Annotated in this window: 11 protein-coding genes and 1 tRNA gene; 4 read left to right on the forward strand and 8 right to left on the reverse strand. The window is 64.6% G+C overall.

Features of this window, described 5'->3' with window-relative positions:
- Positions 1-8: 8 nt before the first annotated feature.
- The 3 genes from ACP7BL_RS14435 to ACP7BL_RS14445 form a co-directional block, all read right to left on the reverse strand.
- Positions 9-2,171, reverse strand: a complete 2,163-nt coding sequence (locus tag ACP7BL_RS14435) for a TonB-dependent receptor (protein ID WP_137902454.1) — start codon at positions 2,169-2,171, stop codon at positions 9-11.
- A gap of 152 nt (positions 2,172-2,323) precedes the next feature.
- The gene (locus ACP7BL_RS14440; RefSeq protein WP_033966791.1) at positions 2,324-2,821 is read right to left on the reverse strand and encodes a phosphatase PAP2 family protein; all 498 of its coding nucleotides are present in this window, start codon (positions 2,819-2,821) and stop codon (positions 2,324-2,326) included.
- A gap of 92 nt (positions 2,822-2,913) precedes the next feature.
- Positions 2,914-3,810 carry a LysR substrate-binding domain-containing protein gene (locus ACP7BL_RS14445; protein WP_033966793.1) on the reverse strand — a complete coding sequence of 299 codons (897 nt, stop codon included), beginning with the start codon at positions 3,808-3,810 and terminating at the stop codon, positions 2,914-2,916.
- Positions 3,811-3,917: 107 nt separating this feature from the next.
- Between ACP7BL_RS14445 and ACP7BL_RS14450 the strand changes: the two genes are divergently transcribed.
- Positions 3,918-4,703 carry an SDR family NAD(P)-dependent oxidoreductase gene (locus tag ACP7BL_RS14450; protein ID WP_033966802.1) on the forward strand — a complete coding sequence of 262 codons (786 nt, stop codon included), beginning with the start codon at positions 3,918-3,920 and terminating at the stop codon, positions 4,701-4,703.
- Between the two features lie 78 nt (positions 4,704-4,781).
- Here the strand turns inward: ACP7BL_RS14450 and ACP7BL_RS14455 are convergent.
- Positions 4,782-4,857, reverse strand: a tRNA-Lys gene (locus tag ACP7BL_RS14455).
- Positions 4,858-4,893: 36 nt separating this feature from the next.
- Positions 4,894-5,370 carry a 2-amino-4-hydroxy-6-hydroxymethyldihydropteridine diphosphokinase gene (gene folK / locus ACP7BL_RS14460; protein WP_137902455.1) on the reverse strand — a complete coding sequence of 159 codons (477 nt, stop codon included), beginning with the start codon at positions 5,368-5,370 and terminating at the stop codon, positions 4,894-4,896.
- Positions 5,371-5,393: 23 nt separating this feature from the next.
- Between folK and ACP7BL_RS14465 the strand changes: the two genes are divergently transcribed.
- On the forward strand, positions 5,394-6,056 hold the full coding sequence (locus tag ACP7BL_RS14465; RefSeq protein WP_033966803.1) for a uracil-DNA glycosylase: 663 nt from the start codon (positions 5,394-5,396) through the stop codon (positions 6,054-6,056).
- A 45-nt stretch (positions 6,057-6,101) separates the two neighbouring features.
- Positions 6,102-6,353, forward strand: coding sequence for a hypothetical protein (locus tag ACP7BL_RS14470; protein WP_137902456.1), 252 nt, complete (start codon positions 6,102-6,104; stop codon positions 6,351-6,353).
- A 6-nt stretch (positions 6,354-6,359) separates the two neighbouring features.
- Here the strand turns inward: ACP7BL_RS14470 and ACP7BL_RS14475 are convergent, their stop codons facing one another.
- The gene (locus ACP7BL_RS14475; RefSeq protein ID WP_426258666.1) at positions 6,360-6,926 is read right to left on the reverse strand and encodes a DUF4337 domain-containing protein; all 567 of its coding nucleotides are present in this window, start codon (positions 6,924-6,926) and stop codon (positions 6,360-6,362) included.
- Between the two features lie 31 nt (positions 6,927-6,957).
- Positions 6,958-7,809 carry an N-carbamoylputrescine amidase gene (gene aguB, locus ACP7BL_RS14480; RefSeq protein ID WP_426258667.1) on the reverse strand — a complete coding sequence of 284 codons (852 nt, stop codon included), beginning with the start codon at positions 7,807-7,809 and terminating at the stop codon, positions 6,958-6,960.
- Between the two features lie 143 nt (positions 7,810-7,952).
- On the opposite strand from aguB, the gene ACP7BL_RS14485 reads away from it, so the two are divergent.
- Entirely contained in the window at positions 7,953-9,182 is a 1,230-nt protein-coding gene (locus tag ACP7BL_RS14485; RefSeq protein WP_426258668.1) for an NRAMP family divalent metal transporter, read from the forward strand.
- A gap of 71 nt (positions 9,183-9,253) precedes the next feature.
- Here the strand turns inward: ACP7BL_RS14485 and ACP7BL_RS14490 are convergent, their stop codons facing one another.
- The gene (locus ACP7BL_RS14490) at positions 9,254-10,066 is read right to left on the reverse strand and encodes an IS110 family transposase (protein WP_426258672.1); all 813 of its coding nucleotides are present in this window, start codon (positions 10,064-10,066) and stop codon (positions 9,254-9,256) included.
- Positions 10,067-10,128 lie beyond the last annotated feature (62 nt).

Below are 10,128 nucleotides of genomic sequence, written 5' to 3' on the forward strand. Positions count from 1 at the left end.
ACACGGCATCAGATCGTCTTGCTGATCCCGAACAGGAAGCCGCGGCGCGCACCGAATTGCGGTGCGCCCACGCCCACGCCCGACCCATCGCGGATTTCATAGACGCGGTCGGCCACGTTGATGATGTCGGCACGGATCGTCACGCCCGGCCCCTTGAACTCATGGCTCGCGGTCAGGTTGAACACCGCATAGGGCGTCAGCTTGCCGCCATTGGGCACGTCGCCATCCTTGCGCAGGCCAGACCCGTAAATCATGCTGCCGCCCACGCGGCTGTCGCGCAGAAAGCCCTGATCGAACCGGTACGACACGCCCGCCGACCCGGTATAGGTCTGGTCGTGGTCGAGATAGATGTAGTTCTTCGCAATATAGGCCAGGTCATCGGGCGAAAAATTGAACTGGCCCGACGCGATCGAAAACCCTTTCGCCTTGGCGTAGGAAAAATTGGCATAAGCCAACAACGGGCCGTGCTGATAGGAAATATTGCCTTCGATCCCGTCGATCCGCCCGCGCGCATAATTGAACGGCGTCAGGATGATCGGCGCACCGAACTGGCCTTCGTCGACCAGATTTTTCGAGCGCCGGTGGTACGCGTCGATCCCGAGCGTGACCCGCCCGATCTTCTGTTCGGCACCGATATCGAAATAGTCCTGCCGCTCGGCAAAGGGCACGGTGGCGAGCGGCGGGTTGACGCCGTCATCGCCCGGTGCCTGCGCACTGGTGCCGCGATACTTCAACACGCTGTTGGTGGCGACATTGGAGAAGGGCGCAGGCGAGAAATAGCGCGCGTAGCCGGCATGGAGCGTCAGCCCCTTGGACGGTGTGAGCACGGCATTAATGCGCGGCGAGAACTGCGATTCGGAACGATAGCCGTCATAATGGTCGAAGCGCCCACCGAAATTGACGATCAACGGCGCGGCGATCTTCCATTCGTCCTGCAGATAGACGCTGTAGGTCATTTCGGTCTTGGCACCATTGTCGACGACCGTGATCGGCTGGCCGATTTGCGCGCCTGTGCCATCCACCGGGAACACCTGGCTCGAGGTCTGGCTGTTGCTGCGGTCGCGCGACACGATCACGCCGCCGCGCAGGGTATGCGCATCGCTGGCGCGGTACACACCCTCGACCTGACCGCCAAAGGTGAAGTCCTGCTTGAACGCCTTTTGCGCGATGCCGTTGAACAGCAATTCGCCGAGCGTATCGGGTGTGTAGCGCAAGCTGGAATAGCGCGCGAACAGCGATGCCTGCAGCGTGACCGGGCCGGCATCGTGCAACAGGCTGGCAAGGCCAAAGGCAGTGCGCTCGTGCTGCCGCTCATCGAGAGTGTCGCTGAGAAAATTGGTAACGCCGCCAACGTTATAGCCGTGGCTGGGGGTGAGGCCGCGCGGATTGGGAATCTGGAAGCTCTGGTCGGAATAGCCGCCCATGAACGACACGCGATTGTTCTCGTTCAGCGTGTGGTCGACATAGACGAAGCCCTGATATTGGTCGGTGTCGTCGTGCAGCGGGGTGCGGCCGCCATCGACCGCCTCGATCCCGATATTGCTGTGCTTGTAGCTGCCGGTAACGAAATAATTGGTTTTGCCCGTCGAGCCGCCATAGTCGAAGCTCGGCTGGATGGTGTCGTTGGTGCCGCCATAAAGCGACACTTCGCCACCATTTTTGAAGCCATTCTTGGTGGTGATGTCGATGATGCCCGCCGTGCGCAGCCCATATTGCGCGGGCAGCGCGCCGGTGCGCAGATCGAACCGCTCGACCAGGCGCGGGCTCAGCGTCTGCCCGAACACGGCGACGCCTTCGGGCAGGATCGTGCCGTTGATACGATATTGCAGGTTGTTATGGTCATCGCGCACATGGAACTGGCCGCCGCCATCCTGCACCACGCCCGGCAATTGCAGCAGGATCTGGTTGAGCTGCTGATTGTCACCGCCGGGCAAGGCGCGAATCGTCTCGCTGGTGATGGTGTAGGTCGTCGCACCGAGGCTAGGCTGGATCGAGGCGCGCGCGGCATCAAGCCGCCCGGTCACGACGATATCCGGTCCGCCGTTGGTCTTGTCGGTCGCGGCACCCGGCGCATCCGCCGTCGCAGCCGGAGCGGCTACCGTATCGGCATAAGCAGTGGCAGGCACGAAAAACAACAGAGCGGCGCTGGACAACAAGGTGGCTCGAAACATGCGGGGGACGGCCTTTCAGAGAACGATGCTGCAGTGCGATAGATGTTATGTAATACTATATCAAGGTCAATTCGTCGTCTCCCGGAAACGATTCGACCGTGTGGGCGGGTGCGCCGTACAAGATTGCTGCGCGATGAATGAAGCGGCGGAACTTACGGCCGCTGAGCGCGGGTGTCCGCCCCCAATTTGCGGCCAAGCGCCCACCAGCCGAGCGCCCAAATCGTACCGAACACCCAGCCGCCAACGACGTCGCTCGGCCAATGCACGTGCAGATAGAGACGGCTGACCCCGATCAGCACCACCAGCACCGCCGTTGCCGCGAGAATATAGACACGCGCCGCGTGTCCATGCACCGTCTGCACCAGCAGCAACGCCAAGGTGAGGTAGACGATCGCGCTGTTGGCGGCATGGCCGCTCGGGAAGCTGGCCGAGGACACCGCAACGAGCCGTTCGTCGAGCGGCGGTCGCACCCGCGCGACCAGCCCCTTGATCAGCGTCACCGCGATCGACCCCGACGTCGTCCCGACCACCACCAGCACCAGCGTCAACCAGCGCCGCTGCACCGCAAGAAAGCCGCCCGCCAGCACCACCGCCAGCAACAGCACAGTGCCGCCGCCCAATGCCGTTACGTCCACCATTATCTGGGTCATCACTGTCGCTCCCTGCGGGTGGAACGCCGTAGCACCGTTTTGGATACCGCAAACACGACCCATTTGCGCTCCATTCTGCGACTCGCGACGAATCAGCCGGGCAGGATCAGCGCTTCGTCCAGATAGTCGAGCAACGCCCGCACGCGCGGGGCAAGACGGTCCTGCGCCGAATAGAGGGCATGGATATCCTCGCCATCGCCCGGATTATAGGCGGCCAACACTTCGACCAACCGCCCGCCGCGTAAATCCTCCGCGACGTGAAAGCGGGAGAGGCGCGCGATCCCGCCACCGGCCACCGCCATCAGGCGGACGACATCGCCCGAATTGCCGAGAAAACAACTTTCAACCACGCGGTGCACGACACGCTGGCCAAGCCGAAATGGCCAGCCATCGACCGATCGCCGAAAGCTGAACTGCAGGCAGCGATGCGTATCGAGATCGTCTGGCGTTTGCGGCATGCCATAATGCGCGAGATAGGACGGGCTGGCGACCAGCAGCATCTTGCTGTGCCCAAGCTTCTTCGCGCGCAAGCGGGTGTCGCGCAGCGGCCCGATCCGGATCGCAATGTCGGCGCGTTCCTCCACCAGATCGACGAGTGCATCCGACAAAGCGAGATCGACCAGGACATGGGGATAGCGCGCCGTGAAGGCGGGCAGCAGCGGCAGCAGGCACTGCGTACCGAACGGCACCGACGCATTGACTCGCAGCGTCCCGCGCGGGGTCTGCGTCTCGCGCCCCAGGCCGCTTTCCACCTCGGCCATGTCCGCGACCAGCCGCGCCATGCGCTCGCGATAGGTTTCGCCTTCGACGGTCAAGGCAAGCGAGCGCGTCGTCCGGCGCAGCAGCACGACGCCCAGCCGCGCCTCGAGCCGGGCGACGCTGCGGCTGACCGCCGACGGAGTCAGCCGTAGCTCTTTGGCAGCGGCGGCAAAACGGCCCGCGCGCGCCGCCGCCAGGAAAACCTCGATATCGCCAAGCCGGTTGTCCATCGGTTTTCATGATATCGAATCACTTCTGAAATGTAATCCCGCATTCTAATCACGAATGTACGGTCGCCTTACGTTTGCAGCATCCACAACAACGCAAGGAAATGACGATGGACCTGCAACTCAACGGCAAGACGGCGATCGTGACAGGGTCGACCGCCGGGATCGGTCTTGCGATCGCCAAGCGGCTCGCGGCGGAAGGGGTCGCCGTGATTGTCAGCGGGCGCGACCAGGCCAAGCTCGACGCGGCAGTCGCGGAAGTCGCCGCGCTCGGCACGGTGCGCGGCGTGCTCGCCGACGTCGCCACGGCCGAGGGTGCCGCAACATTGATTGCCGCCGCGCCCGAGGTCGATATTCTGGTCAACAATCTCGGCATTTACGAAGCGAAACCGTTCGTCGAGGTCAGCGATGCGGAATGGCATCGCTTTTTCGAAGTCAACGTGGTCAGCGGCATCCGCCTCGCCCGGCATTATTTCCCGCGCATGCTGGCGCGCGATTGGGGCCGCGTGATCTTCATCGCCAGCGAGAGCGGCCTGCTGCCCCCCGCCGAGATGATCCATTACGGCATGACCAAGACCGCGCAATTGTCGATTGCGCGCGGCCTGGCCGAACAAACGCGCGGAACCGGGGTGACCGTGAATTCGGTGTTGCCAGGGCCGACCCGCTCCGAAGGGATCGTCGATTTCATCCAGTCGGTGGTCGAGAATAAGGACGCCTCAGCGGCCGAGCAGGAGGTCGAATTCTTCGAGAAGCTGCGTCCGCTCTCGTTGATCCGCCGCCTGATCGACGCCGACGAAATCGGCTCGATCGTGACCTATCTGGCCAGCCCGCTCGCCGCCGTTACCAACGGTGCGGCGATCCGCGCCGAAGGCGGGATCATTCCGACGATCGCATAACGTCCAGCCCCGCTGCCGGTGGCGTTTGCCGCCGACAGCGGGGCAGCGATGCAAGGAACTGCGACCGATCTTTGGGAATGGTGGGCCCGTCGGGACTCGAACCCGAGACCTACAGATTAAAAGTCCGTTGCTCTACCAACTGAGCTACGGGCCCACTCGGCGCTTGCGTTAGGAGCGCGTTCGGGCGCGGTCAACCCAGGGGTTGCGGCTTGTTCAGCCGCGCATGAAGCTGCCGGACGGTCCGGCCCGCTACCGGATCGCGCCAATTGGGGGCGATCGTGCGTAATGGATCAAGCACAAAGCCGCGCTCGCGAAAGGCGATATGCGGCACGGTCAGCCCTGCCGTCGACCACATTCCCCCCGACCACAGCACGATGTCGAGGTCGATCACCCGCGCGCCCCAACGCGCGCCACGCCGCCGCCCGAACGCGCGTTCGATCGCTTTCAATCGAGCGAGCATCTGCGGCGGCGTCAGCGCACTCTCCAGCAGCACCGCCGCATTGGCGAAGCGCCGGATCGACGGCCCGAGCGGCGCGCTACCGATAATCGGGGACGTTGCGACTACGCCGTCCAGCGCGGCGATCGCCGCGCGCACTTCGGCGACCGGGCCGCCGTGGCGGCCACACCGGTTGGACCCGAGGGCGATGGCATAGGTTGAGCTTTGCACCGAAACACGCCTATCGCACCTTGATGAACTTCGCACCCAGCCCAATCCCCGAAACCGAACCCCCACGCGATTGCCCGCGCTGCCCGCGCCTCGTCGCCCTGCGCGAAAGCCTGCAGGCCGAGCATCCCGATTGGTGGAACGGCCCCGTCACCGCCTTTGGCGACCCTGCCGCCTGGCTCGGCATCATCGGCCTCGCGCCCGCGCAATATGGCGCGAATCGCACTGGCCGCCCGTTCACCGGGGATCGCTCCGCGCCCTTGCTGTTCGGCACGCTCGCCAAATTCGGCCTCGCCACCGGCGAGTATGAAGGCAAGCCCGACGATACGCTGGCGCTCGACGGCGCGATGATCCTCGACGCGGTCAAATGCCTGCCGCCCGAGAACAAGCCGACGCCCGAGGAAATCCGCACCTGCCGCCCCTTCCTGGAGGGGCAGGCGGCGGCACTCCCGCACGCGCGCATCTTAGTGGCGCTGGGCCAGACCGCGCACCAGTCAGCGGTCAAGATGCTCGGCGGCAAGCTGCCCAAATGCCGCTTCGGCCACCTTGCCGAACACCGCATGCCCGATGGCCGTATCCTGATCGATAGCTATCACTGTTCCAGCTACAATCAGAATACCGGGCGGCTGACGACCGAGATGTTCGAAGCAGTGTTCGCGCGGGCGCTGGAACTGCGGGACTCGCAGTAACGGCGTTTTGCGGTTATGATCCGGCCTTCTGAACGGAGGCTTTCAATGCGGATTGTCCCTTTGATGGTGTTGGCACCCATGATGATCGCGGCCGCGCCCGAGGCCCGAACGGCTGCGGTCAAGCCGATGTGTCAACATTACGGTGCCATCGTGGCTAGTGACACGCTCCCCACCGCCAGCATTCGCCCGCTTGGGCAAGAACCGCCCGCGCAGCAAATCGCGGCGGTGCTGCGCACGGTCGATGGCTGCCAGAAACCGCTGGTGGTGCGCGCCGAAGTGGGGACGCCGCGCCGCTGACGCGTTTCAGCCGAGGAAATTGCTCAGCACATCGGGGTGGAACGCCCAGCCGGCAAAGCCGCACACCCCCATAAACAGACCGAAGCTGCCGAACACCCACCCGGCCACGAGCAACCAGAAACTCTCGGCCAGCGCCGCCACCGCCGCCATCGAAATGGCGGTGGCGATCAGCGCCTCGCTCGCGTCGAACTGGTCGTCATGGACGTTCAGCGCGTCATAGCGGTCAGCCAAGCCCTGCGCCTGCTTGGCCAGCACCGGCACTTCGGCGCGATATTTGGCGATGTCGCGGTCAAGCCCGGCGATCGCGCTGGCCGCTGCCGCCCGCGCGGCGGGTGTGGTCGAGAGCACCACCAACTCGGCGCGCGCGGTTTCGTTGATGTGGATCTTGGTCTTGGTCGCTTGATACTGCGCCCAGTGATCGACCGAATCGGCTTTGGCCTGCGCCATGTTCTGGACGATGTTGCCGTCCTTGATGTTGCCCAGCCCCATGAACACCGACAGGATGACGACGGTCATCGCCACCCAGCGGTTGAGCCGCTTGTCCTTGGCTTCGGCGCTGACTTCGATTTCCATGGACAGATCCTAGCGCATGACGGTGGGAAGCTCAGATGTCCTGCACCAACCGCGCGTAAAGCTCGGGCCGCCGGTCGCGGAAGAAGCCGAAGGCGGCGCGGTGGCGCTTGATGCGGTCGAGGTCGAGCGTGGCCACGATCACCCCGGTTTCCTCGCGGCCGAGTTCGGCCAGGATGTCGCCGCGCTCGTCGGTGATGAAGCTGGTGCCGTAGAAGGTCTGACCATGCTCCACGCCAACGCGGTTGGCGGCGACCACGGGCACGACGTTGGACACCGCATGGCCAACCATCGCGCGCCGCCACAGCCGCGCGGTGTCGAGCGAGGTATCGTGCGGCTCGCTGCCGATCGCGGTCGGGAAGAACAGCACTTGCGACCCCATCAGCATCAGCGCGCGCGCGGTTTCGGGATACCATTGGTCCCAGCAAATGCCGACGCCTAGCGTCGTGGCATCTGGCCCCGGCCACACCTTGAAGCCGGTATTGCCGGGCCGAAAATAGAATTTCTCCTCATAGCCCGGCCCATCGGGAATATGGCTCTTGCGATACACGCCCTGCACCGCGCCATCGGGGCCGACCATCGCCAGCGAATTGTAATGGTGCGGGCCATCGGCCTCGAAGAAGCTGGTCGGGATGGTGACGCCCAGTTCACGCGCGAGCGCCTGCATCGCCAACACCGCCTTGTGCTCGCCCACGGGCTTGGCGTTCGAAAACAGCCCTTCATCCTCGACCCGGCAAAAATATTCGCCCTCGAACAATTCGGGCGGCAGGATGACCTGCGCGCCCTTGCCCGCCGCCTCGCGCACGAGGTCGGAGACATGGGCGATGTTGGCGTCCAGATCGGACGTGAAGGCGAGCTGCAGCGCGGCGACGGTGATTTCGGTCATGCCGCGCCATATAGGGGAGTGGGTGCGGGGCTGCCACTGTTCAAACGCACCGCCATCTCGCTTCCGCGCGCACGACCTGTTAGCCCTCTGTTATGCCAAGCCCTTCTCACGATCGCCCCGACGACGCGCCCCCCGCAAACATATTGGCCGCCCTTGGCCCCGGCCTCGTTACGGGTGCCGCCGATGACGATCCGAGCGGCATTGCCACCTACAGCCAGATCGGTGCGCAATTTGGCTATGGCCTCGCCTGGACGATGCTGTTCAGCTACCCGCTGATGGTGGTGACGCAGGAGATCGCGGCGCGCATCGGCCTCGTCACCGGCTGCGGCATCGCGCAGAATCTGCGGCGGCATTATTCTCCCTATCTGCTGCGCGCGGTCGTGCTGCTGCTGCTGGTCGCCAATGTCATCAATCTCGGTGCCGATCTCGGCGCGATGGGGGCGGCGTTGCGTCTGCTGCTTGGCGGGCCGGAGCTGGTTTATACGATCGCCTTCGGCGTCGTGTGTATCGTCCTGGAAACCTTCGTCAGTTACCCACGCTATGCCGCAATCCTGAAATGGGCGACGCTGTCGCTTTTCGCCTATGTCGCGGTGGTGTTTGCAGCGCAGGTGCCGTGGTCGATCGCGCTGAAAAGCACCGTACTGCCAGGCATGACGTGGGACGCCGACCATGCGATGGCGCTGGTCGCGATCCTCGGCACCACGATTTCGCCGTACCTCTTCTTCTGGCAAAGCGGGCAGGAGGTGGAGGAAATGCACCGCCGCAATGCCAAGCCCTTGTGCATCACCCCCCGCGCGGCCGGCCCGGAGCTCGCGCGCGTGCGCAACGACACGGTAATCGGGATGGGCTTTTCCAACCTGATCGCAATCTTCATTATCTTCGCCACCGCCGCCACGCTCAACGCGCACGGGGTGACCGATATCAAGACCTCGTCGCAGGCCGCCGAAGCGCTGCGCCCGATCGCCGGGGTGTTTACCTTCGCGCTGTTCGCCGTTGGAATCATCGCGACGGGGATGCTGGCCGTGCCGGTGCTGGCTGGGTCGGCTGCGTACGGCGTGTCCGAGATGCTGGGCTGGACCTCGGGCCTGCGCCGCAAACCGCGCGAGGCGCGTGCCTTTTACGCGACCATCGCCGCTGCCACATTGGGCGGGGTCGCGCTCAACTTCACCGAGATCGACCCGATCAAGGCGCTTTACTGGAGCGCGGTGGTCAACGGCGTGCTGGCCGCGCCGCTGATGGCGGTGATGATGCTGATCGCCACCAACCGCCGCATCATGGGCCGGCTGACGCTGCCCTGGCCGATGATCGTCATCGGCTGGATCGCCACAGCCGTGATGGCAGTGGCATCGCTGGCGTTTTTCGTTTTGCAATAAGAGGGAGGCCCCACGACCATCGTACCCCCTGTCCGTTCGTTTCGAGCGTAGTCGAGCATCTGTGTTGGCGGTCAAGGGGTGACGTTCGTCCAGTGTCGATTTTCAGTGATGAGGGTGTTTGCAAGGACGACGATTTTGCGGGCGACGGCCGCGAGCGCCAGTTTGGCGGGTTTGCCGCGTTCGATGAGGCCTTGGTAGAATCGTTTGAGATCGGCGTTGCGGCGGCTGGCGCTCAGCGCCGCCATGTAGAGAGCGCAGCGGAGCTGGGCACGCCCGCCATGGATGCGGCGCTTTGGCTGGGATGTCCCGCTATCACGCGCAAAGGGAGCGAGCCCGGCAAGGGCTGCGGCCTGCTTGGCGGTGATGCGGCCGAGTTCGCCGAGCGGAGCGAGGAAGGCGAGCGAGGTGACGGGGCCGACGCCGGGGATTGAACGCAGGATGCGGGCCTTGCGGTCGAGCTCGTGATCGGCCCGGATCATGGTTTCGATCGTGCTATCGAGCCGGGCGATATGGCGCTCGAGCGTGCGCAGGCGGGTGGCGAGTTCGCGCCGCAGGAAGGCACTGGTGGCAGCGGCGAGGCGATTGCCGAGCGCGGTGCGTTCAGCGATTGCGGCTTGGCGGGCGCTGGCGAGTTCCTGAAGCTCCTCCTGCGCCGGTGTCGGCGGGGCGACCGGATCGGGGCCAAGCCGCTCGGCCATGCGCGCCAGCATCGCGGCATCGATCGCATCGGTCTTGGCGAGCGTGCCGGACGCCTGGGCGAACAGCCGCGCACGCAGCGGATTGGCGAGCGCGACCGGCAGGCCGGCTTCATGCAGCCGACGATGGACGGGACTGTCAGGATTTCCGTGTGTGGGCGGGCATAATGGGTAAAGAGGAGATCCCATATGTCCCGACGCAAAGAACCTGCGATACCGAATGAGCTTCTCGACCAGTTGCTGGCGGGCGG

The organism is Sphingomonas sp. DC1600-2 (assembly GCF_049897605.1).
In the GTDB taxonomy this organism is placed as follows: Bacteria; Pseudomonadota; Alphaproteobacteria; order Sphingomonadales; family Sphingomonadaceae; genus Sphingomonas.

What these genes read in the sequence shown, in the direction of transcription:
- ACP7BL_RS14490 (WP_426258672.1), bottom strand. Translation starts at nt 10,066, where the DNA reads ATGGGATCTCCTCTTTACCCATTATGCCCGCCCACACACGGAAATCCT.
- ACP7BL_RS14475 (WP_426258666.1), bottom strand. Translation starts at nt 6,926, where the DNA reads ATGGAAATCGAAGTCAGCGCCGAAGCCAAGGACAAGCGGCTCAACCGC.
- ACP7BL_RS14440 (WP_033966791.1), bottom strand. Translation starts at nt 2,821, where the DNA reads ATGACCCAGATAATGGTGGACGTAACGGCATTGGGCGGCGGCACTGTG.
- ACP7BL_RS14450 (WP_033966802.1), top strand. Translation starts at nt 3,918, where the DNA reads ATGGACCTGCAACTCAACGGCAAGACGGCGATCGTGACAGGGTCGACC.
- ACP7BL_RS14470 (WP_137902456.1), top strand. Translation starts at nt 6,102, where the DNA reads ATGCGGATTGTCCCTTTGATGGTGTTGGCACCCATGATGATCGCGGCC.
- ACP7BL_RS14435 (WP_137902454.1), bottom strand. Translation starts at nt 2,171, where the DNA reads ATGTTTCGAGCCACCTTGTTGTCCAGCGCCGCTCTGTTGTTTTTCGTG.
- ACP7BL_RS14445 (WP_033966793.1), bottom strand. Translation starts at nt 3,810, where the DNA reads ATGGACAACCGGCTTGGCGATATCGAGGTTTTCCTGGCGGCGGCGCGC.
- aguB (WP_426258667.1), bottom strand. Translation starts at nt 7,809, where the DNA reads ATGACCGAAATCACCGTCGCCGCGCTGCAGCTCGCCTTCACGTCCGAT.
- ACP7BL_RS14465 (WP_033966803.1), top strand. Translation starts at nt 5,394, where the DNA reads ATGAACTTCGCACCCAGCCCAATCCCCGAAACCGAACCCCCACGCGAT.